The sequence below is a fragment of the Candidatus Nitrotoga arctica genome (assembly GCF_918378365.1).
Lineage (GTDB): Bacteria > Pseudomonadota > Gammaproteobacteria > Burkholderiales > Gallionellaceae > Nitrotoga > Nitrotoga arctica.
Window position 1 is genome coordinate 908,657 of sequence record NZ_OU912926.1, and the last position, 21,122, is coordinate 929,778.

Consider the following 21,122-nt stretch of genomic DNA (forward strand, 5'->3'; position numbering starts at 1 on the left):
AAACAAGAGATACAGGTTGGCCTAAAGAATCGGCCCTGTCACTTTGCCAGTTGCATGTAGGTGATTGTTCCAATAGATGCCCAAGTAAACGAAGCTCAATACATAGCTCAAGAACACTGGGATCAATGGTACAAGAGCCCCAATGCTCTCGCCATGAGGCACCTTCAACTCCAACACCATGATGGTAATGAGGATAGCGATCACGCCATCACTGAATGCTTCAAGTCTGTTTTTTCCCATTACTAGCTCCATCATTCTCAAAGAATCTCCACTTCACCAAGACCTCTACCTCGGCTGGTAGCAAGAATATCAACATGAAGATTGGCAGTTCCTCCTGGGTGGTCTAATTGCGTTTAACATACTGCCCTCGCGATAAGATTAATGATACAGACCTTGAAATTGTTTACGTAATTGCGCCAGCTTGGGCATGTCGTGGTGGACGATATAGGGCTGGTAAGGATGCAAAGCCAGATAGTTTTGGTGATGCTCTTCGGCCGGATAAAACTGCTGCAGCGGCATGACTTGCGTAACGATAGGAGCAGCAAAAGTGCGCGTGGCGGTGAGATGCTGGATATAACTTTGCGCAATTTTCTGTTGCTCGGCACTGGTGTAAAAAATCGCAGAGCGGTATTGACTGCCGATATCCGGGCCTTGGCGATTGAGTTGGGTGGGATTGTGCGCCACGCTGAAAAATACTTGCAGTAGTTGCTGATAGGACACCTGAACCGGATTGAAATGAATGCGCACCGCTTCAGCATGTCCGGTATTCCCCTTGCTGACTAGTTCGTAATGCGCTGTTGCCGCACTGCCGCCCGTATAGCCGGACACCACGTCAGAGACGCCTTTAACGTGCTTGAAAATTGCATCTACACCCCAGAAGCAGCCACCGGCAAATACCGCCGTTTGCTCGTTTGGTGCTGCCGTGGCGGCTGATAATGTGCCTGAGCTGAGCATGAGACATAGACTACTGAAAATAAAACCGCGGAGATCTTTGATAGTTAGCATGGTGGCACTCCTTAAAAATCAGCCAAAGGTAAAGGCAAACGCTTCTGCGTCGCCATCTAAAAATTCAATACGGAAGGTGTGAAACCCAATCTTCCCGTTTTGCCGTATGAGCTGGTACAGCCGCTGTTCGAGGATTATGCCGTTGCCTAGTGCGTCAATATCTACGCCGTGATCGGCACCGGGGGCGGCCCCATCCAGGGTGACTTTAAATCGTACCGGCTTGCCACTGCGCGAACCCAGCACCAGATGCAGATCGCGTCCCTGAAAGTGATAACTGATTGCCCCGCCTGCAGTTGGCAATGCAGCTGATTGCTCGGATACCAGCCATTTCCCCTGCAATGCCCACTGATTCGGTTTGAGTACGCGCGGCGTGCTGTACGAACTGACCACATCGTTGCGTAATACTTCAGGTGAAGCCAGGTTTTTCTGGCGGGCATAACCCAGATAGGTTTCCGGCGAACGTTCTATATTCGCAGCCGCCGCCGTTGCGCCTGTCCCTGCTACATTTACTAACTTATCACCCATGGCCAGCACGTCCTGATGTGCCTCCTTGAGTAGGGTCTGGATCATCTGCTCAGTTTCTTTATATGCACCTTCGCCAAAGTGTTTATGGCGAATTTTCCCATTTGCGTCGAACAAATAATGTGCTGGCCAATATTCATTTTTATAGGCATTCCAAATAACGTATTGGTTATCCATCGCCACCGGGTAAGTGATGCCTAGATCGCGGATGGCCTGCTGAACATTACGTTGATCTTTTTCAAAGGCGAATTCCGGGGCATGGACACCGATGATGACCAAACCCTGAGCGCGATATTTATCATCCCATGCTTTCAGGTATGGCAGGGTGCGCAAACAGTTGATGCACGAGTATGTCCAGAAATCCACCAGCACCACTTTGCCGCGCAACATCTCACTGCTCAGCGGCGGAGAATTCAGCCACTGCGTCGCACCGGTCAATGGCGGCATCGTGAGGGTCTCGGCGACGATAGTTGCACCGGGTTTCTGTGCCAATTGCGCAATCAATTTTTGTTCGGTGTTGGCGGTGTTTAAATAACTAAACTGTGAAAGGAAGCGTGTATCCCAGCCCAACGCGATGACCACCACGCCTGCCACCACTGCGATGCCCAATCCCCGTCGCACCCATTCCTCTGCTCCCAGGCCGCGCTTCATCAGTTTGAACATTCGTCCTCCCGCCAACAGAGCAAAGCCTAATGAAGTGGCGGCACCGGCGGCGAACACCAGCAGCAATAAGGCACTGTAAAGGTTCGCGCCGTTCAGCGCAGCACCTGCTAATACCAGACCCAAAATCGGCCCCGCGCAAGGCGCCCATAAAAAGCCCACGGCCACACCCAGCAGCAGCGAGCCTTTGAAGTTGCCTTGCTGATCGGCGTGTTGCTGTAAACGGCCTCCCAGAGAGACAAATGGACGCATCAGCCGTTCCGACAAGGCGGGAAAGATCAGCGCTGCTCCCAATAGCAGCAACAACAACATCGCCACATAACGGCCATATTGATTGACTTCGACCAGCCATGCTCCGCCCACCGCTGCAAAGCTGGCGAGCAGTGTGAAAGTTGCTGCCATGCCGAACAAGATTGGCAGGCCGGAACGACTGATCCGAGCGGGCAAAGATAAACGGTAATACTGGCAACACGCACGGGCTAAAAATGGTCAGCAGACCGCCCAGATACGCTAAGAAAAATATCAGCATGATGTATTAGTTTGTCTTTGGTTTAGGCACAAAGCGCATTGCCACCGTGTTCATGCAATAGCGCAATCCAGTGGGCTTTGGGCCATCGTCAAATACATGACCCAAGTGTGCATCGCAGCGCATACATTGCACTTCGGTGCGCGCCATACCAAGCTGGCGATCGGAGACATTACGTACATTCTCTGGCGCGATGGGTTGCCAGAAACTGGGCCATCCCGTGCCGGAATCGTATTTGGTACTGCTATCGAACAGCGCATTGTCGCAGCACACGCAACGATACAAACCTGCCTCATGCCTGTCATGACCAGGCACCGAAAACGCCCGCTCCGTGCCTTGTTCGCGGGTTACCTGATAGGCTAATGGTGACAGCACCTTGCGCCATTCGGCATCTTTATGCACCTTTAACAGGCTGACGCGGCCCAACGGTTTTCCGTCATCTGAAAATTGCATAATGGTCACCTTGTCGCCACCGGATGCTGCGCTGGCAGAAGCTCGGGTGGTCAAGAATACGGCGGCACTGGATAAAGCGAATAAAAATTGTCTGCGGTGCATGATGAGTCCTCCTGCGTATCAATTTTGTCCGAGTAGCAAATCCTGCATTCGGTTTAAAATAACTATCGAAATTAATGCTGATTCGCGCTGCTTGCTCATGTATTCGAATTAAGTTGTTAAATAGTTACATTGTCTACGTGATATACGTCAGACACTACAGTCTGCCCGAAGCAGAACGGTACAACGTAAGATGATCAGATGCCATCTAGATAGATTCAGACATGTCCGAAGAAAGTTAAGTAAAAAATTTGCGACACTCGGATGACGGATAGAACCGACAGTTTTGAAGTATTGATGCGGCAGTCTCAGAATGGAGACCAGCGGGCTTATGCTTCATTGCTAAAACAAACTTCACTCTTCCTTCATATCTTCCTTGCGAATCGTCTTCGCTACACTCACGAGGTGGATGACTTGTTGCAGGAAATCCTAATTTCCATCCATAAAGCTCGCCATACCTACGACAGCAACCGTCCTTATAAACCTTGGGTATACGCCATTGCCAAATTCCGTTTGCAGGATTATCTACGCGCACATTATTCCGATCAGCTACGTCATGCCATTGATTTCGACGATATGGAAGAAAATTTGCAGGAATCTGTAACCGAAACCGCCATTAGCTTCGAATCTATCAGTGGGGAAATACAAAAATTGCCCGAAAAACAGGCGACCATCCTGCAACTGATACATCAGGAGGGCTACACCGCTAAAGAAGTAGCGGAAAAGATGGGAATGAATGAGTCTGCCGTAAAAGTCGCGGCGCACCGAGCTTATAAAATATTAAGAAAGAAGCTGGAAAAATAATGGCAAACATAGACAACCTTATTGCGAGACTCGCCCAAGATGGGATAACTGTGAAGCTTGTGCCGCATCCGTTCATACTGAGCCTCCAGTGGTTGGGAGCCGCCGCGATCTATCTTGCGGTATCGCTCGCGCTTTCCGGCCTGCGCCCGGATCTACTGGAAAGATTTCACAGCGCGTGGTTCGTCGCCGAGATCGCTGTGCTGCTCGGCATCTTGATCGTCACTTCGATCAGCGCTGCCCTGTTGGCATTCCCTGATCTGCACCAGAAGCGCAATCTGGCCTGGGCACCGGTATGGATGTTCGCACTATTCCTGCTGACCTTGTTTCTTGCCTGGCGTGCAGACAGTTCGCCCATACCGCTGTCTGTCCATAACTTTGAGTGCACTCTCGGTATCACGCTAATAGCATTACTACCAACAGTGTGGATTTTCTATTCGATGCGTAAATATGCCAGTACGCACTATCGGCTGGCGGGCAGCGTTGCACTGCTCTCTGCTTTTAGTGTCGGCGCATTGTGGCTGCGGCTGCACGAAGTGAATGACTCCATCGTGCATGTCATCGAGTGGCATTACTTGCCCATGCTCGCCATAGGTATCATCGGTTTATGGCTCGGACAACGCGTACTGAAGTGGTGATATTTAGAGTTGCAATAGCATTTATCCCCCGAATATCCCGGCTTTAATAAAATACTTCATCATTGCACCCAACCAAAGATTGGTTCACATGTTCTAGGGGGCTTGAGTCGTAGACGGTGTGCTTGTTCGCCAGCCAATCATTTGTGATAGGACAGGTAAACTCCCTCTGGTTGCTCTCGTTAGATAGCAAATCAGCGTGCTCCGTTCTTGCGTAGAAGAGTGGCGATGGGTACATAGCCGCGATGCATGGCGTGTTGGAGAGGGGTGGTGCCTTCTCTGTCGGGCAGGTTCACATCAGCGCCTGCGGCAATCAGCAGACGCACGATTTCCTGATGCGCTGCCCCGCCATCGGACAGTAGGATGGCTTCGAGTAATGCGGTCCAGCCGAGACGGTTGATGTGATCGACCTTGACGCCGGCGGTAATGAGGGTGCGTACCACTTCCACGTGGCCGCGTTCGGCCGCAGGAATCAACGCCGTGCCACCGTAGCGGTTAGTACTGGCCAGGTCGGCGCCATGGGCCAGACTCATCTTGAGTATTTCAAGCCGGCCCTCGGCGCCGGCGAGCAGATAGGGACTGTCCTGCTTGGCATCCGTGGCGTTTACGTCGGCACCGGCATCGATCAGCGCTCGGGCGATATCAACCCTGTTCAGTTCCGTGGCTAGCAGTAGTGGGGTACGACCAATTTCATCTCGTTCCTCACGCAGCGACCGACCGGACGGACTGGTGAGCAAGCGTTGCGCTGCAGGCAGGTCATCTGCGCTAACGGCTACATGGAGGGGAGAGGCTGTGGCAAGTGAAGCGAACAGGATGCAAAACACAAAAATGAAGTTGTAAAGATGTTTCAACATGGCAATCCAGTGGTCAATCTGAATAAGTAATTATTATAGGGATAATGCTTGTACATTTTCCAGTCATGATTATAGTTCCCTTAAAAAAGACGGCTGACTGGCTGGCTTGTTCGCCGAATAGTAATAATGATTTTTATTACTATTTGTATATTAACAAATACCTGTAAGTTTTTTGTGAAATTTATGAAATTCCCGAGATTTTTTTGTGAAGTGTCTTCATTGCTAAGTGAATACAGTGCGGTAATCTAGTGTTGACGTTTTTGTGAAGAATTTTTGATAAGTATAAAAGCGCCGGTTTTACTTGTGGTTTTGTTACAAACTTACGTTGTATGGTTCTTTGGCTGTTTAGTCAAAACGGTATCACTGTTACGCTCTATGAGAGCCTTTATAGTTGTTTGGGACTATTTGGGAGTGTGGCGAACACTACGATTAATATATTGTATTCGTTAGTCTTCAATTCTGCGAACCAGGGGATCGGGCACTCCAGGCGCCCCAGGAATTACGGTTGGCTATTTACGCGGCAAGTCAAATATTTTTGATCGACAGAACCGAAATTATGCCTTTAATTAATATAAATGCTGTTAATGAAGGCCTTAATGATTAATATCTTTAAATGTCGGGTAACGCACAGAATATTTTGAAAGGGTTTGATATGGTGCAGTTAAGATTGTGGTTAATCCTACTTAATACGTACTTATACGTAAATTGAAGTATCAACCCCATCTTATTTCATAAATATTTTGCCTATACAAATATGGAGGAGTTACTCATGAAAGTAATTGTTATGAACTTGGCAATTGCGTCATGTTTTGTAGTGGGCATTACCTTAGCTCAAGCTGATTCCCAAGAAGACCATGGAGATGTAATGAATAAAAAGTCTGGCACATTTGGAGGAAACAGCACCGTTGGCACATCGGGAGGAATGAGTATTTCTGATTCATTCGGTGTAATTGATCCTTCTGGTTCATCCCGTGTAGTTGATCCGTCGGGCACATCCAGTGTAATGGGTCTGCCCGGTACATCCGGTGGAACCAGTAGCTTTGGCTTTAGTTCCGGCTCAGTCAGAGGGTCTGGACATTAACCTTACAAGTTTTAATATAAATGACGCGTCCTCCGCGTTGTGAACAATCCAGTAAGTCTTTTGCGAGCTTCATGCACAATTGGCTATGTAAACCCAGTTATTTAATATGTTGTGTGTTGCGCGTATTGCAATTAGTTCGGTGCACACATAACGACACCTTCATTTATCCAGCCCCGATTGATCACTTCTTGTATGGCGGCTGGGCTTGTACTGATGCGATGATTACTGTCGATGCCTCGCGTAAATCCGTTGTTGTATGCTCGATAAACTGGCAGCAACCCGCTCGCACAAGTGCCGTCGATGGGAAGGGTTGAAAGAAAGTCCAGGTTCTCAAGATTCCATCGTTTTTCCGTAGCCGGTATGTTTGCTTGCAACTGTTTGAGGTTGTCGCATTCCGCACCGAGCAGAGTATAAAAATGTGAATTCGGGCCAGGTGATTGACTCCCATAGAAACGGCAGACAGCGGTACTACCCCCAGATTTGAACGTATTGCCGGTACGTATCCAACAAGGCCCCGCGCTGCCGCCGTCGATGGCGATCGCTTCACTTGTATTGGCGGTAAGAAAGTAATTGTCGAGTTGGGTGTTGTAGAATTCGACAACGATGCTGCTGTCGATCACGGTGACGGCGTCATCATCTTCGCTTGTCACATAAACCTTGTTGGTCTCCGGGTTCACTGCCAAAGAGTTTGGATGCGTCCCGACGGTCACGGTGGTCGTGGTGTTGGTAGCGCCGTCGATTACTGTGACGCTATTACTGCCATAGTTTGCCACGTAAATCTTGTTCGTTTTTTCATTTAGGGCAACTGCACGTGGCGTAACTCCGGTCGCCAACGTGCTGGTGGTGTTGGTAGCGCCGTCGATGATAGTGATGGTGTCGTTGCCTCCGTTTATTACATAAATTTTGTTGGTCACTGGATTTACTACAAGTGCTTGCTTGAAGGAGGAGTTATCTGATCCTACGGCCAAGGTGCTTATGATGGAATTGGTCGCACCATCGATGATGGTGACGCTATTGTCATTATTCGTAACATAAATTCTGTTTGTCACAGTGTTCACTGCCACAGCGAAAGGGTGTTTTCCTGTAGCCACGGTACTCACGGTTCTGGGGGGGATAGTCGCACCGTTTATGATCGTGACGGTGTCGTCACCCCCGTTTGTTACATAAATTTTGTTGGTCACCGGATTTACTACAATTGCGTGCATGAACGTGGAGTTATCCGATCCAACGGCCACGGTGCTTAGAATGGAATTGGTCGCACCATCGAGGATGGTGACGGTATTGTTATTGTTCGTAACATAAATCCTATTTGTCACGGGGTTCACTGCCACAACGTGTGGGGATACTCCAGTAGGCACGATTTCGAAAGTATTATTCGTGCCATCTATCACTGCGACGACCCTGAAGTCAGCCACGTAAATCTTGTTCGTCGCGAGGTTTACCGCCACTGCAATCAAATCCGGTGACGCGCCACCACCAGTTAGAAAAGTAAGGGAATATAGGAAATCAGTAGCAATCTGATTGGTCGCGCCATCGATGACGGTGACGTCTGCATATTGGAATTCGTAAGAGTCAATTCTACAAGTATTATTCGCAAAAACCATGTTCGCGGCATAAATTTTATTGCTCGCGGGGTTAACCGCAATGGCATGCTCATGCTTGTAGTTAAGAGGGTAACAAAAAGCTAGCGCCGATGTTGAAGCAGCACTGAGCGCTAGCCCGACCAGGAATTGGAGCGAAGTAAAATTTTTCGGAAAGTTAAACATGAGACCTTGAGTGGTTAAGATTGCTGGGTAAAATACGAATTTCAAAAGTAAGGCTGATCTATTCATGTTCTATGACATCAGTCAAACCAAAAGTATCTGATCAGTTGAGCTAGGGAGAGGCTGATCAATTCAAAATTTGGCGGAATTGCGCACGTAACAAATTGATTCTTAATTGGGCGGATTCAACTCTGAAGTGCAATTTCTGTAAGTGAACTTAGGTGGCGAGCTGCGTTAATATCGGAGCCTCTTAAACGACCAAGTAAAAGGAGCACAGATGAAGCAATATAAGCAGCTCACCAGCGGTCAACGATATCAGATTTACGGATTGAAACAAGCGGGTTTGAATCAAACTCGGATTGCCCAAAAGATAGGCGTGGACAAATCGACGATTTCACGAGAGTTCAGGCGAAACAAAGGTCAACGCGGCTGGCGACCAAAACAGGCGCAATCGTTACGTGACGAGCGCAAGCAAACCTGTATCAATGGTAAGCAATTTTCATCGGACAGCTGGGCTGAAGTCGAAAGGTTGATCCGAGAAGACCTCAGCCCAGAACAAGCCGCCAATCGGCTTAAGTTGGAAGGCGAACTGCAGATCAGCCATGAGGCGATCTACCGGCATGTCTACGCGGACAAACGTGATGGAGGAGACCTGTGCCAGCATTTACGTAGCCAGAAACCACGCCGCAAGCGATATGCAAGTGGGCAAGAGCGGCGAGGCACGATCAAGAACCGTGTCAGCATTGATGAACGTCCGGAAATCGTTGACCAAAAGACACGCATGGGTGACTGGGAGGGTGATACCGTCATCGGCAAGAATCACAAAGGGGGGCTGGTTACCCTGGCTGAAAGGAAGTCGCGCTACGTGTTGGCGGGACACATACGCAGCAAACATGCCGAGGGTGTAACGGCCATGACAACGAGTTTGCTGAGTCCCCATAAAGACAAATGCCACACCATTACATTCGATAACGGCAAAGAGTTTGCGGGGCATGAACGGATCGCAGCCGAACTACAGACTGCAATCTATTTCGCGCATCCATACCGTTCGTGGGAGCGAGGTCTGAACGAGAACAGTAATGGGCTCTTAAGAAACACCTCCCAACCAACTGATTTTAAAAAGTAGAGTTAAGCGGGCTGTTCATTGACGACGAGTTTCATCCCCATTTTTTCAGCGCGCTGGGCTAGTTGCCGCAACACTCTTTCGCGATAGCGTTCTTCGTAGTAGTCCTGCCCTTGGTCGGTATATTCTTCTCCCTTGGTAAGCATGGTGTAAATCAGGCGTGCCAACTTGTGCGCGGCGGCGGTTACGGCTTTAGGTTTGTCCATGCGCCCGCACATCCTGCGGAAATATGCGCCCAGCGCCGACTGGCTGCTGCGCAATGCTGCTGCGGCCAATCTCAAGGCTTGGGCCGCCCGGTTGGCTACGCGCTTGGTCTTGCCGCTCATCACTTTGCCTCCGGTAATCTTGGTGCCGGGGCATAGCCCCAGCCAACTCGCGAAGTGCCCTGCCGTGGGGAAGCGCGACATGTCCGCCCCGGTCTCGGAGATCACCGCAAGCGCGGTGGTGACGTCGATGCCGTCGATGCGCGTAAGATCAACTCCGCACATCCTGAACAATTGCGTGCGCAGATCAAACTTCGGCGCGTTGCGGGCGCGACCACGCTTCTTTCCCTTCGCTGGTTCGCCGTCATGAACTTGCAGGCTTTGCAATTGCCCCTCGATCTCACGGTCGCACTCGGCTAGCTGTGTGCCGATGAAATCGAACATATCCAGCGCTTGCTTGAGCGCAAACAGATGCTCTGCGCGCCAGTTGCCTTGCAGGCTTTTTGCGATTTCGTCAGCGGTAGCGCGAATGCGCACATTCTTCATTGCGGCCAGCACTTGACCGTCGCGCTCGCCAGCGACAATGGCGCGCAGAATCTTTTGCCCCGTCTCGCCGACCACGTCCGAGATGACGTTGGTGAGCTGGATGTTCATCTGCGTGAGCGCCTTTTGCATGCGCTGCACATGCGTGCCCTGGCTTCTCAAAAGCATCCCGCGCTGGCGCCATAGAGAGCGCAATACGCACACGGCTTCGGTAGGACGAAATGCGCCGCGAAGCAAACCGTAGGTCATGAGTTGCTGCAACCATTGGCAGTCCAGCACGTCAGACTTGCGGCCCGAGACATTTTTGACGTGGCGCGCATTGACCAGAAACACTTTGAAGCCGCGCGATTCCAGAAGCTCGAACAAAGGGATCCAGTACACGCCCGTGGATTCCATCGCGACCGTGTCCACCCCGCAAGCGTCGAGCCAGTCGGCCAAGGCGTTGAGGTCAACCGTAAAGCTCGAAAACTCCCGGACAGGCTCGTCGTCCCTGTCCGGCGGCACAGATACGTAATGGGACGAACTACCGATATCGACTCCAGCCGCATGGGGATGGGTGATCGTTAAAGGCTCTCTGGATTTGCCGGGTTTGATACTGATTTTTTGCTTGCGTTGCACCATGATTATCTCCATCATTCGTTTTGGAATGTGGTGCCACATCGGGTACGTCGTCAAGCTCACTCTCTTAAACGGGATATCGGCCAAGCGTCCCAACAACGCCAAGCCAATTAACCAATGTCGATGACGTCACCCATGACCACGCTAACCCTCGGGCAATATGCACCATTGCTATTCCGGTCTTCCGTGGCACCTCATTCCACTTTGCCACATTCGGAGAGCGACGTGTTTCTTCGGCGCGATTTGCGGCACGGGGCCGATTACTACGCTAATCCGGCAGTACTTCCCCAAAGGCATGGAGTTGGCTGACGTTACCGAAGAGCAAGTGCAGCGAGCGGTAGAACGACTCAACCACCGGCCACGCAAAGTGCTGGGTTTCAGATCACCGCATGAAGTACTATTCGGGGTGGAGATGCGCTACACCAAGCCAGTATTAGCTGTTGCACTTCGAACTGAATCCGCCTAATTTAAATACATCTATCTGATTATTATATAAAATTCGTTATGAATAAAAAATAATAGCTTCGAACATTTGTTACCTTCATTTATCAATGATTTTAGGCTGTACTCTTGGGCAGCTCCATTATCCACTTATCGTGCTCGGGTAAATGTCTAAGATGAAGAAAACGTAGTTTAGGGATTTACGGTTTTTATTTAATTATGATTGCGGAGGGCTGTTATGGACGTGAAACGTAAAACAGTAGGGGACTTTCATCCTGAAGTATTGAAACTATTCGATAAGTATGTACATGGTGATATTTCTCGTCGAGGTTTTTTGCAATCGGTCGCCCAGTTCGCAGGTGGCGTCACAGCCTTAAGTTTGCTAGATGCGCTGAATCCACGCTTCGCCGACGCATATCAGGTTGCAAGCAATGATTCACGTATTACAACAAACTATGTGGAATATCCTTCGCCGCAGGGTTACGGGAAATTGCGAGGTTATCTGGCGCAGCCTGCCAAAGCCAAAGGTAAATTGCCTGTCGTGTTGGTGGTACATGAGAATCGCGGGCTTAATCCGCATATCGAAGATATAGCACGCCGTCTCGCGCTGGATAATTTTATCGCTTTTGCACCGGATGCGCTGTATCCATTAGGCGGTTACCCAGGAGATGAAGACAAGGCACGAGAACTCTTTTCTAAACTTGATCAGACCAAGACTAAGGAGGATTTTGTTGCTGCGTTTGGGTTTTTGAAAAAGCTTCCCGAAGGCAATGGCAAAGTTGGCGTGGTGGGTTTTTGCTACGGTGGCGGAATCGCTAATTTTCTGGCGACGCGTTTTCCCGATCTGGATGCTGCCGTACCTTTTTATGGTGGTCAGCCATCAAATGAAGATGCAATCAAGATCAGGGCACCGCTGTTGTTGCACTATGCCGAGAAAGACGACCGCATCACAGGTGGATGGCCGAAATATGAGACTGCGCTGAAGGCTGCTGGCGTCAACTATCAGGGGTTCGTCTACCCGGGTGTGCAGCATGGTTTCAACAACGACACCACGCCGCGCTACGATGAAGCAGCTGCGAAGCTGGCGTGGCAACGCACAATCACCTTTTTTGATACTCATCTGCGCAGATAATGCAGAGACATTAGAGAGATAAAAAATTTAGATTAAAAAGACTGGCGTGGTTGGACATGAGGCTAGTATAACAACCCATTAATTACAAAACATAATGTCTAGCCATTTTTGTATCTGCATCCTGCCGAGTGAACGTCCACTCAATGCCACGTTGCTCCATGTTACGGCGCAACTGCCAAGCATTCACTTCGGCGGTGAGCGTAACACGGTCTGGCAGGCGTCGATCAAGGCACTGGCGGTCAAGAATACCGATTTCGATTTCAGCCATGTTGAGCCAACTGGCATGTTTCGGCGTGTAGTGAAAGACTACACGTCGCAGCAGTGCCTTTGCTTCCTTGGCACCGAGCACTTCCTCGAAGCACTTGCGAAAGTGGGTGTTGAGATTGTCCATCACCAGATGGATACGCTGCGCCGTGACATAAACCTGCTTGTGATCACGACCGTCCGCCGACCTCCTTTTGGCTCGACCGCCACGAACAGGTTGCAAGTACCGGCGCGGACATACTCGTAATCCTGCTTCGCGGACGAGTTGGGCTGGGTTGGCAAAGGGGGCCGCGTATCCTTGAGCAGCTGCTTGCTCTTCTCGTCCAAACAGACCACGGGTTCTTCCGCCCGGAACGGACGGGCATAAAGATCGAGCAGGTCATACATTCGCTGCCGGTATTCTTCGGTCAAAGCGCCAATGCACCACATCACCTTGCACCATGGCTTGAGACAGTTTTTTTTAGCAGCCGGCGAATAGTCTCGCGGCTGATCGGACCAATATCCGCCTGCCTCTGCGCTGCCTGTTCCAGCAACTCGAGCGTCCAGCGCCTGGCACCTTCCGGCGGCTCCGAGCAGGCCAGAGCGGTAATCTTCGCCTCGACGTCGGTAGCAAACTGCCGAGGCTTGCCGGGACGCGCGACATCGCACAGTGCATATTCGGCACCATCCTCCAGATATGCGCTTCGTGTCCGCCAGATGGCGGTTCGTCCAACGCCGAGAACTGCCATGATCTGGGCTTCGGGGATCCCGCGATCAAGGGCAGATAAAATATGTGCCCGATTGACTTCTCGGGCGTGGTGCAAACCCTTTGTACGATATGTCTCGATCAACTCACGATCCTCGTCGGTAAGATACAGTTCAGTCTGTCGCATGGCAGGCTCCTCATCATGGGATGGGTATGCGACAGTATAATATATGTTTCGTTATTTATGAGTTTAGATACTAGGCTTTTTGATGGTGAGCTTGAATTCGACAAGTCTGATTATCGCTATCCTATAACGGATGAACAGGCCAGCGAGAACGTGTCTGATCATCCGGGTTAAGAGGTCATACTGGATTAATTTTTAGCTTCTATTTTTACTATAGACATCATCCATTTACTATGCTGATGACTGAGTATCAGTAACTTAAGGAGCCCAGCAGCATGAGCCGCTGTAACCAGCGGCAGGTTTAGTTTCGTTCTGCGGGGCGGGAATAGATTTGGCAGTGTCGCTTTGAATTGAAGTACTTGATTGCTTGGAGCTATCAGACATTGAAGTACCAGATTGTCTGGCGTTAGCAGGCATTGAAGTATTTGACTGTCTAGATTTATCTCGCTTTGAGGTATCGGATTGTGTTGCTCTATCAGGCATTGAGGTACGGGTTTGCCAAGAGCTGTCGGGTTTTGAAATCCCAGAACGAACCGGCTCTCCCGATTCCGATACAATGCAACCAGATCCTGAGGTTACACAATCAGCATGCGCTGACATAGCGAATGCAAAGCTGGAAGCTATAGCGAAATTAAGAACAGTTTTTAACATGTAAATCTCCTTGTATAGAATTAATAATTTGATTACTTAAAATTATTGATACGCCCAAATGATGCTTAAAGTGAAAGGTGCCATTACAATTTAACTGGCATATCACGGTCGAACCAATAGTTGCAGTCTGGTTATTTAATATCCTCGAGCCTCACTCATCTAAATAAATAGGCAGACCTTAGATAGTACTTTAACGAGCAGCATATATATTGTCTGTGCGGTCTCCCACATTTTTTAATTTAACCGATCATTAGCAGATTCCTAACTCCGGCATTTATCTAAGGCGGTTTTGGTCTCACTATTGTTTGGTTTAAATTAAAATTAATTGGCTACAATTATTCCCTGTATCTCCAGGAACAGGAACAAATGTATGAGGCTAAAGGAGCGTCCATAATTAACTAATTGCAGAGAGTTTTTATCGTAAAACGATAGGCTATACTAAGCTGGTATGAGCTGTAGCACCTCTAATTTGAATCTGCCTATAGTTGCCTATGACATACCAAAATAAATTTACCTTTCTTACTCATCATGTTGAAATTTTGCGCTCCAGCTATTTACACTGGACTGGAAAATCTTTTTTTGATAAAGGCATTACTCATGAAAATGCTGTAGAGGCCCTTTTTGTGGCTCCGTTCGCAGTTCTCTCTCACGGCATCGGGGGAGACCCAATATTCAATTATGGTAATCAACGAGCGCTGGATATATTCGAAATGAGCTGGGAAGAGTTTACCGTTCTTCCATCACGCTTATCGGCTGAAACAGTAAATCAAAAAGAGCGGGTTAAACTGCTGGATGCAGTTGGCAAACATGGATACATCAATAATTATTCTGGTATCCGTATTTCGAAGTCGGGTCGGCGTTTCATGATCCATGACGCTACGGTATGGAATTTGATGACACCAGAGGGTCAGTTTTATGGCCAAGCAGCACTCATCAGAGACTGGAAATATCTTTAATTTTTTCGATGCAACGTTAAATACTTTACAGGCTTCTTTAACATTGGCGGTCATACCTGCATTGCCACTGTGTCTTTTGTGAATTATTTCCCCGTCTTTGTGACCACATCTTAATATCAATGAGTTTTTATGAGGGATTTTCATCCGATGTGCGGCCTTGCCAAGATTATCCCGCTTACCATTCAATTCAATCGATCGTAAGAAACGAGGCAGGAGATTTTTAACTCTTATGCATAAGGGGCACTGCCTTTTAGGTAAAGTCGAAATACCCACAGCCCGATGGAGTACTGATTAGAAACTGTGACCATTGGAATTCATGGTGACCTCCATTAACAAAAAATATTTCTTAACTTTAAACACGCTAGACCGATAACAAGTTCGTGGATTTCGAACTTGAATCCACTTAAGTAAACTTTAGACAATTAAGGTGCGAGGATTGGATATGGATAGCAAAATTACATTTATCAAAACCAGTAAGGGTGAGGACGAAAGCAATAGGATAACAAATTATTTATCCAGTGAGATCAAGCGTGTTTTTTGTTTAATTGATAATAAATCCACTGTGAAAGAACTGATGAAACGGGCTGCGCCCAGTTTGCGGGAATCGCTTGAATATATGCTACAGGAACTGATCAATGGAGGCTTTATTCAAGATAAAGACAAGGTGAGTTGCGTTGCTAATATTGCGATTCCACGGGACAGACGGGTCAGCAGCGCTCCCAAGATTTATACTGGCCGAGATCGGCGGAGTGCGACACCGTTGCGAGTTACTGAGCGCCAGATAAGCTCACCGAAAATACGGCCTATTTAATTAATGCCGCAGAATCATTATGAATACGTGCCTGATCAAAGTTGTACATTTGCAAAGCCATGAAATTCATGTACTGAAAAATTCAGTGATGGCATTTGTCATGTGGAAGAGAATATTTTCTTGATAGTCAGCTATGTAGTGTGTTTGTTCGTTCAGGCGTTGCAAGTCAGTTTCAGAAACCGGCCAGAAGCAGCCGATCAAGAATCCTCACCTCAAACGAAAACTGCATGTTCTTTTAATGTTCAGGCTGAGCGTTCAATTGCAAAAGAAAGAGATACAACATGTATACGCTTATTTTCTTCGGTATCGTTGCCATAGTATTGATTTACGGCATTAGCTTGTATAACAACTTGGTGAGTGTCAAAAATGCCGTTGCCAAGGCTTGGGCCAACATCGACGTGCTATTGAAACAGCGCCATGACGAGTTGCCAAAACTGGTTGAAGTGTGCAAACAGTACAAGCAGTTTGAGCAGTCCACTCTGCAAAAAGTTATTGAGGCACGATCACAGGTGCAGTCTGCGGGGAACCGTCAAGATATCGACGCCCTGGGGCAGGCGGAAGGGATGCTACGCGCGGGACTGGGCAGAATCTTCGCCCTTGCAGAAGCTTACCCGGAGCTAAAAGCTAATGAAAGTTTCATGCAGCTGCAGAGTCGTATCAGTAATCTTGAGAATGGAATTGCTGACCGCCGTGAATTTTATAACGACGCAGTGAGCATCAATAATGTGCACATTGAAATCTTTCCCGCCAATATCCTTGCGAAGATGTTCGGCTTTGATGAAAAAACCTTGTTGGTATTCTCTGCGGAAGAAAAGATGGATGTAAATCTCCAGCAATTATTTAACTAACGATTACGGCAAATATATCTTGCCTGTTAATGAACCATCCATGCTTGTTTTCCCTGATCTCTGGTGGGTAAGATTCGTGCGAATCGCTGTGCAATATTCACGATAATCCCCATGCTGGATTGGCTACGACGCAAATATGCGCAACTTATTACCTCAGGTGCGCAGCTGTTGCTGCTGCTTGTTGGTATCAACCTGCATTCCCGCGACGGCTGGGTGTCTTGCCTTGCTGCAATTGCCTTGATTAGTTTCTATGCATGGATATCTTCGCTATATAGGCTGCGTACCTTACGCAACACACCTACATCAAAGATTGCTTCTGCCGCACAAGGTTATGTTGAATTAGTGGGAAAGGGTCAACCATTCTGTGATCCTCTATTGTTCAGCACGTTAAGACGAGTTCCTTGCTTGTGGTGCCGTTATAAAATCGAACAGCAAGAGAAAAATGGATGGAAAATAATAGATAGCGGTGAAACTGACGACTCTTTCATACTGCGCGACGACACCGGTGAATGCGTGGTTGACCCGGAGAATGCAGAGATCATCACTCAGGATTATGACCAGTGGCAAGAGGATGGCTGTCGTTACACTGAGTGGAAATTGATCAAGGGTGAAATCCTCTACGTCATCGGGCGGTTTCGTACGCTTGGTGGGAGCAATCAGGAATTTGACCTGCGCGTTGAGTTGAACGCATTGCTGACTGAATGGAAGAAAAGTATGCCCACGTTGCTTGCACGCTTTGATTTGAATAAAGATGGGGAGCTAGGCATAGAGGAATGGGAACTCGTTAGACAAGCGGCCAAGCGGGAAGTAGAGAAAATGAAGGTGGATGTTCTGGCCCAGCCCAGCACCCATATCATCAGCCGTTCTCCTGATGGACAACTCTTCCTTATCAGCAACCTCTCGGGGGATCGTCTGTCACGTCGCTACATGTTCTGGGTCTGGGGGCATCTCATGATTTTCTTTGGATCGCTTGGTGGGTTAGGATTAATGCTGCAAAATGTCAGCTTATAACGTAAAACACAATATTATGGACGGCATCCATGTTCATCAGAATTATCAATATAAAATCCATGCTCTTGGTCAACGGTCATTGATGTGATGCGTTTTAGAAAGATATATGGTCTGACTTTTTTAGAGTCATTCAGGTTTTGGGGAACTAAATATTTATTTTTATCTTTTTATTTTCGACTACTGGTTAAAAAGCTTTACAGGGGCCAAATCGGAATCGCTACTCAAATTTATCGGATAGCAATTCTCTGAAATTAGATTGTTACGTGTGCTACATAGTGGGGTACAGAGATAATGAAGACATCAAAAATGCGTTTGGTTTTAACCTTAATCATCGCCCTGTTGGTGGGGGTTTCGACTAGCGAGGCAGTGTTTGCGGCAGGCGGAGGGCGTGGTGGTGGCTGGCACGGGGGCGGTGGGTGGCATGGCGGCGGCGGGTGGCGTGGAGGTGGCTGGAACGGTGGTGGGCGCGTAGGCATCTATCTCGGTGCGCCGATTGGGTTTAATTTTGGGTATTCTCCGTACTCATACTATGGGGCATCGTACTATGGGTCGCCCTATTATTATTCGCCGGCGCCCGCGTATTACCCCCCGGTGCAGCCTGCGCCGGTAATTTACACCGAACGAAGAGACGACCCACAGATAAGAACACAAGAAGCACCGAGAAATTCGTCGCAAAATGTTCAGGGTTCTTGGTGGTATTACTGCGTAAATTCAAATTCTTATTATCCATATGTTAATAAATGTCCAGGAGGTTGGCTGCGAGTTGCGCCGCAACCTGCACCCGATTCAGATGACCAACCCGCTGTGAGTAATGTATCTGCGCCATGACACATAAATTGCGACTTTCTTTCTTGCTGTTGGCAGTTCTCGTGCTCAATGCTTGTACGTCGTTACCGACTGGTCCAGGTATGCTTGCGCTGCCGGGCACGGGAAAAAGCTTTAACCAGTTCCGATTTGACGAGGCTGATTGCAGGCGGTATGCCAGCACTCAGGTCGGTGGTCGCACGGCCAATGAAGCAGCGGCTGAGAGTGGTGTGAGAAGCGCAGTGGTAGGAACTGCAATTGGCGCCACAGCGGGCGCATTGTTAGGCGGACACAATGGCGCTGGCGTGGGCGCCGGATCTGGATTGCTCATTGGTTCCATGGTAGGAGTGGGCACGGGTGAAAGCTCAGGACTCAACCTTCAGCAGCGTTATGACTTCGCATATCACCAATGCATGTATGCGAAAGGCCATCGTGTCCCAGTATCAGGCCGTTTGGAATATTCACGGCAGCCTGTCCAAAATAGCAAATATGCACCTTCACCGGCTCCAAGCGGAACGCCATCATTGCCTTCTGTTAACTCTTTCGTGCCTCCGCCGCCGCCTCGCGGGGCTCCGCCACCACCGCCTCCGGATGTTTCCACAGCTCCGTTGACCCCTGAAGATATTCAGCAATTAGTGCCTCGTGAGGATGTCCTGCCCCTAACGACGCCTGATGACACTTCTCCACTAGTGCCTTCTGAGGATTTTCAGCCACCCATGCCTCCAAGCGGCAATCCGCCACCGCCACCTCCTGATGCTTAGACATCAACGATGATCCTGAGAGCGTCGGGCATCTAAGAGCCTGTTCACGATCTTCGCAGCAGCAGAACCAGGAAGGCAAGGTGGATGAATTGCAGGCTGGTATTGAGTTTGCGTTCGCAGTTCTTCCATAGCCGTCTGCATTTCTCCAACCAGGCGAAGCTGCGCTCAACCACCCAACGCTTTGGGATGACGGCGAAGGTGTGCAGTTCGTTGCGCTTGGCGATCTGCACCGATGCCCCCAGTATTTCATCGACTGCCAACGCAAATGGTCGACCTACATAACCACCGTCAGCCAGAATACGTTGTACCTGCGCAAGGCCTGGTTTGCACCGTGCCATCGCCTGCAAGATACCTTTCCGATCAGTGACCTCAGCGGTGGTCACCGCAACTGCATGCGGTAGTCCTTGGGTATCCACCGCAATGTGGCGCTTGATTCCAGAGATCTTCTTGCCTGCGTCATAACCCTTCTGACCCGCCGTGTCCGTGTTTTTCACGCTCTGCGCGTCCACAATCAATAGCGTCGGCTGTGCGTTGCGCCCCTGTCTCGTACGGGCCACGCCAACTTGATTTTTTTAACGCCCGCTCCAGCAGGCTCATTCCTTCCTCGTCCTGCTCACTCCACTTGGCAAAGTAGGAGTGCACCGTGCGCCATTTCGGAAACTCCCTCGGTAGCATTCGCCACTGGCAGCCGCTCTTGAGCAGGTACAGTACCGCGCTCCAGACCTCATATAAGTCCACCGTGCGGGGCTTGGTACGCTTGCGCGCCCCTTCCAGCAAGGGCCTAATTTGCTCGAACTGCTCGCGGCTGATGTCGCTTGGGTATTTTTTCTTGCGCATTCGGACATTGTCTCGGATTTCAGCAAGATCGTGAACAGGCTCTTAGTGCATCGTCTGGTTTTACGATAGTCCAGGAACTTGAACTTCGTGAAACGGGTGAATGTGATTTGAGCCAGATTTCGCATTGGCGCACCCAAAAATCAATGAGGCTCACCCACGGTTAGCGAAAGTCCATTATCTTTCGGGCCAAGTCCGAGCAGCCACGGTACCGCAGTTTTAGCCCATCTCTCTGCGTTAGGATAATCCCGTGCTTGCGAACCAAAGGTACTGCGCAGCATGTCCGTATTAATGATTCCAGGATTCAAAGGGGTCGCCGCCATTCCCTGTGGCAGTTCCTGAGCTAATGCTTTGGTCAGACCTTCGATTGCCCACTTGGTCGCGCAATAAGGGGCGACTTCCGCATCGGTTGAGCGGCCCCAGCCAGAGCTGAGATTAACAATGACTCCGCTCCGCTTGGCTATCATGGCCGGTACGAAATGTCGGATAACATTGGCTACTCCCTTTATGTTCACATCAACGACCATGGAGAATTCACTGGCAGGCACTTTCCAAAGCGGTGCATTACGGTTGACGAGTGCGGCGTTATTTATCAGCAGGTCGGGCGAACCGGCCAAGCTCAGGCAATGTTTTGCCCAATCACGCACAGCCTCATCGTTTGTGACGTCTAGCACCTCGAAGCAACTGTCTGGCCCATGAAGGTTATTCAGTTCATGAATCGCAACTTCTGATCGTCCACAACCTAAAACTCGGTGGCCGAGACGAATAAATCCATCGGTCATAACACGTCCCAATCCACGGCTTACGCCAGTAATGACAATCACTTTGGAAGTCATAAGATCACCAGTTTATTC

At 49.2% G+C, this 21,122-nt stretch carries 22 protein-coding genes and 2 pseudogenes; 12 read left to right on the plus strand and 12 right to left on the minus strand.

The window, feature by feature from the left end; translation table 11 throughout:
- Positions 1-21 precede the first annotated feature (21 nt).
- From MKZ32_RS04085 to msrB, 4 genes are all read right to left on the minus strand, one after another.
- Positions 22-240, minus strand: a complete 219-nt coding sequence (locus tag MKZ32_RS04085; RefSeq protein WP_239796095.1) for a TMEM175 family protein — start codon at positions 238-240, stop codon at positions 22-24.
- A 138-nt stretch (positions 241-378) separates the two neighbouring features.
- Positions 379-1,005 (minus strand): peptide-methionine (S)-S-oxide reductase MsrA, encoded by a 627-nt coding sequence (gene msrA / locus MKZ32_RS04090; protein ID WP_239796096.1) that lies wholly within the window; start codon positions 1,003-1,005, stop codon positions 379-381.
- Positions 1,006-1,023: 18 nt separating this feature from the next.
- Complete coding sequence (locus tag MKZ32_RS04095; protein ID WP_239796097.1) at positions 1,024-2,589, minus strand: cytochrome c biogenesis protein DipZ; 1,566 nt, start codon at positions 2,587-2,589, stop codon at positions 1,024-1,026.
- A 133-nt stretch (positions 2,590-2,722) separates the two neighbouring features.
- Entirely contained in the window at positions 2,723-3,268 is a 546-nt protein-coding gene (gene msrB / locus MKZ32_RS04100; protein ID WP_239796098.1) for a peptide-methionine (R)-S-oxide reductase MsrB, read from the minus strand.
- Between the two features lie 261 nt (positions 3,269-3,529).
- Between msrB and MKZ32_RS04105 the strand changes: the two genes are divergently transcribed.
- The gene (locus tag MKZ32_RS04105) at positions 3,530-4,069 is read left to right on the plus strand and encodes a sigma-70 family RNA polymerase sigma factor (RefSeq protein WP_239796099.1); all 540 of its coding nucleotides are present in this window, start codon (positions 3,530-3,532) and stop codon (positions 4,067-4,069) included.
- A complete protein-coding gene (locus tag MKZ32_RS04110; RefSeq protein ID WP_239796100.1) occupies positions 4,069-4,704 on the plus strand; it encodes a DUF1109 domain-containing protein in 636 nt (211 codons plus the stop codon). The genes MKZ32_RS04105 and MKZ32_RS04110 overlap by 1 nt, the downstream gene beginning before the upstream one ends.
- 191 nt (positions 4,705-4,895) lie before the next feature.
- Here the strand turns inward: MKZ32_RS04110 and MKZ32_RS04115 are convergent, their stop codons facing one another.
- Positions 4,896-5,555, minus strand: coding sequence for an ankyrin repeat domain-containing protein (locus tag MKZ32_RS04115; protein WP_239796101.1), 660 nt, complete (start codon positions 5,553-5,555; stop codon positions 4,896-4,898).
- Between the two features lie 769 nt (positions 5,556-6,324).
- On the opposite strand from MKZ32_RS04115, the gene MKZ32_RS04120 reads away from it, so the two are divergent.
- On the plus strand, positions 6,325-6,636 hold the full coding sequence (locus tag MKZ32_RS04120) for a hypothetical protein (protein WP_239796102.1): 312 nt from the start codon (positions 6,325-6,327) through the stop codon (positions 6,634-6,636).
- 131 nt (positions 6,637-6,767) lie between these two features.
- Here the strand turns inward: MKZ32_RS04120 and MKZ32_RS04125 are convergent, their stop codons facing one another.
- Complete coding sequence (locus tag MKZ32_RS04125; protein WP_239796103.1) at positions 6,768-8,402, minus strand: YncE family protein; 1,635 nt, start codon at positions 8,400-8,402, stop codon at positions 6,768-6,770.
- A gap of 274 nt (positions 8,403-8,676) precedes the next feature.
- Between MKZ32_RS04125 and MKZ32_RS04130 the strand changes: the two are divergent.
- Positions 8,677-9,492: pseudogene (locus MKZ32_RS04130) on the plus strand (IS30 family transposase); the annotation flags it as partial.
- A gap of 35 nt (positions 9,493-9,527) precedes the next feature.
- Here the strand turns inward: MKZ32_RS04130 and MKZ32_RS04135 are convergent.
- Positions 9,528-10,889, minus strand: a complete 1,362-nt coding sequence (locus MKZ32_RS04135; protein WP_239795878.1) for an IS110 family RNA-guided transposase — start codon at positions 10,887-10,889, stop codon at positions 9,528-9,530.
- A gap of 265 nt (positions 10,890-11,154) precedes the next feature.
- Between MKZ32_RS04135 and MKZ32_RS15635 the strand changes: the two are divergent.
- A pseudogene (locus MKZ32_RS15635) lies at positions 11,155-11,352 on the plus strand (IS30 family transposase); the annotation flags it as partial.
- 213 nt (positions 11,353-11,565) lie between these two features.
- Positions 11,566-12,459: a dienelactone hydrolase family protein gene (locus tag MKZ32_RS04145; protein WP_239796106.1), complete on the plus strand. Its 894-nt coding sequence runs from the start codon at positions 11,566-11,568 to the stop codon at positions 12,457-12,459.
- A gap of 82 nt (positions 12,460-12,541) precedes the next feature.
- On the opposite strand, the gene MKZ32_RS04150 is transcribed toward MKZ32_RS04145, so the two are convergent.
- From MKZ32_RS04150 to MKZ32_RS04160, 3 genes are all read right to left on the minus strand, one after another.
- Positions 12,542-12,946 carry a transposase gene (locus tag MKZ32_RS04150; RefSeq protein ID WP_239795974.1) on the minus strand — a complete coding sequence of 135 codons (405 nt, stop codon included), beginning with the start codon at positions 12,944-12,946 and terminating at the stop codon, positions 12,542-12,544.
- 205 nt (positions 12,947-13,151) lie between these two features.
- On the minus strand, positions 13,152-13,595 hold the full coding sequence (locus tag MKZ32_RS04155) for a helix-turn-helix domain-containing protein (protein WP_239795975.1): 444 nt from the start codon (positions 13,593-13,595) through the stop codon (positions 13,152-13,154).
- 255 nt (positions 13,596-13,850) lie between these two features.
- Entirely contained in the window at positions 13,851-14,243 is a 393-nt protein-coding gene (locus MKZ32_RS04160) for a hypothetical protein (protein WP_239796107.1), read from the minus strand.
- Positions 14,244-14,734: 491 nt separating this feature from the next.
- On the opposite strand from MKZ32_RS04160, the gene MKZ32_RS04165 reads away from it, so the two are divergent.
- From MKZ32_RS04165 to MKZ32_RS04190, 6 genes are all read left to right on the plus strand, one after another.
- Positions 14,735-15,199, plus strand: coding sequence for an MEKHLA domain-containing protein (locus MKZ32_RS04165; protein ID WP_239796108.1), 465 nt, complete (start codon positions 14,735-14,737; stop codon positions 15,197-15,199).
- Between the two features lie 442 nt (positions 15,200-15,641).
- On the plus strand, positions 15,642-16,010 hold the full coding sequence (locus MKZ32_RS04170) for a hypothetical protein (protein WP_239796109.1): 369 nt from the start codon (positions 15,642-15,644) through the stop codon (positions 16,008-16,010).
- A gap of 281 nt (positions 16,011-16,291) precedes the next feature.
- On the plus strand, positions 16,292-16,858 hold the full coding sequence (locus MKZ32_RS04175) for a LemA family protein (protein ID WP_239796110.1): 567 nt from the start codon (positions 16,292-16,294) through the stop codon (positions 16,856-16,858).
- 111 nt (positions 16,859-16,969) lie between these two features.
- Entirely contained in the window at positions 16,970-17,869 is a 900-nt protein-coding gene (locus MKZ32_RS04180) for an E3 ubiquitin ligase family protein (protein WP_239796111.1), read from the plus strand.
- Positions 17,870-18,160: 291 nt separating this feature from the next.
- Complete coding sequence (locus MKZ32_RS04185) at positions 18,161-18,697, plus strand: hypothetical protein (protein ID WP_239796112.1); 537 nt, start codon at positions 18,161-18,163, stop codon at positions 18,695-18,697.
- Positions 18,694-19,434, plus strand: a complete 741-nt coding sequence (locus tag MKZ32_RS04190) for a glycine zipper family protein (RefSeq protein ID WP_320412260.1) — start codon at positions 18,694-18,696, stop codon at positions 19,432-19,434. The genes MKZ32_RS04185 and MKZ32_RS04190 overlap by 4 nt, the downstream gene beginning before the upstream one ends.
- A gap of 44 nt (positions 19,435-19,478) precedes the next feature.
- Here the strand turns inward: MKZ32_RS04190 and MKZ32_RS04195 are convergent.
- Together MKZ32_RS04195 and MKZ32_RS04200 are read right to left on the minus strand one after the other, a co-directional pair.
- A protein-coding gene (locus MKZ32_RS04195) for an IS5 family transposase (RefSeq protein WP_239796113.1) occupies positions 19,479-20,271 on the minus strand; the annotation gives its coding sequence in 2 pieces (ribosomal slippage) (positions 19,479-20,001 and positions 20,000-20,271; 795 coding nt in all).
- Positions 20,272-20,411: 140 nt separating this feature from the next.
- On the minus strand, positions 20,412-21,104 hold the full coding sequence (locus MKZ32_RS04200) for an SDR family oxidoreductase (protein ID WP_239796114.1): 693 nt from the start codon (positions 21,102-21,104) through the stop codon (positions 20,412-20,414).
- Positions 21,105-21,122 lie beyond the last annotated feature (18 nt).

Coding starts and splice junctions, on each gene's coding strand:
- MKZ32_RS04185 (WP_239796112.1), top strand. CDS start 18,161: ATGAAGACATCAAAAATGCGTTTGGTTTTAACCTTAATCATCGCCCTG.
- MKZ32_RS04165 (WP_239796108.1), top strand. CDS start 14,735: ATGACATACCAAAATAAATTTACCTTTCTTACTCATCATGTTGAAATT.
- MKZ32_RS04145 (WP_239796106.1), top strand. CDS start 11,566: ATGGACGTGAAACGTAAAACAGTAGGGGACTTTCATCCTGAAGTATTG.
- MKZ32_RS04120 (WP_239796102.1), top strand. CDS start 6,325: ATGAAAGTAATTGTTATGAACTTGGCAATTGCGTCATGTTTTGTAGTG.
- MKZ32_RS04190 (WP_320412260.1), top strand. CDS start 18,694: ATGACACATAAATTGCGACTTTCTTTCTTGCTGTTGGCAGTTCTCGTG.
- MKZ32_RS04200 (WP_239796114.1), bottom strand. CDS start 21,104: ATGACTTCCAAAGTGATTGTCATTACTGGCGTAAGCCGTGGATTGGGA.
- MKZ32_RS04180 (WP_239796111.1), top strand. CDS start 16,970: ATGCTGGATTGGCTACGACGCAAATATGCGCAACTTATTACCTCAGGT.
- MKZ32_RS04135 (WP_239795878.1), bottom strand. CDS start 10,889: ATGGTGCAACGCAAGCAAAAAATCAGTATCAAACCCGGCAAATCCAGA.
- MKZ32_RS04105 (WP_239796099.1), top strand. CDS start 3,530: ATGACGGATAGAACCGACAGTTTTGAAGTATTGATGCGGCAGTCTCAG.
- msrB (WP_239796098.1), bottom strand. CDS start 3,268: ATGCACCGCAGACAATTTTTATTCGCTTTATCCAGTGCCGCCGTATTC.
- MKZ32_RS04095 (WP_239796097.1), bottom strand. CDS start 2,589: ATGGCAGCAACTTTCACACTGCTCGCCAGCTTTGCAGCGGTGGGCGGA.
- MKZ32_RS04115 (WP_239796101.1), bottom strand. CDS start 5,555: ATGTTGAAACATCTTTACAACTTCATTTTTGTGTTTTGCATCCTGTTC.
- MKZ32_RS04170 (WP_239796109.1), top strand. CDS start 15,642: ATGGATAGCAAAATTACATTTATCAAAACCAGTAAGGGTGAGGACGAA.
- MKZ32_RS04125 (WP_239796103.1), bottom strand. CDS start 8,402: ATGTTTAACTTTCCGAAAAATTTTACTTCGCTCCAATTCCTGGTCGGG.
- MKZ32_RS04085 (WP_239796095.1), bottom strand. CDS start 240: ATGGGAAAAAACAGACTTGAAGCATTCAGTGATGGCGTGATCGCTATC.
- MKZ32_RS04160 (WP_239796107.1), bottom strand. CDS start 14,243: ATGTTAAAAACTGTTCTTAATTTCGCTATAGCTTCCAGCTTTGCATTC.
- MKZ32_RS04175 (WP_239796110.1), top strand. CDS start 16,292: ATGTATACGCTTATTTTCTTCGGTATCGTTGCCATAGTATTGATTTAC.
- MKZ32_RS04155 (WP_239795975.1), bottom strand. CDS start 13,595: ATGCGACAGACTGAACTGTATCTTACCGACGAGGATCGTGAGTTGATC.
- MKZ32_RS04110 (WP_239796100.1), top strand. CDS start 4,069: ATGGCAAACATAGACAACCTTATTGCGAGACTCGCCCAAGATGGGATA.
- msrA (WP_239796096.1), bottom strand. CDS start 1,005: ATGCTAACTATCAAAGATCTCCGCGGTTTTATTTTCAGTAGTCTATGT.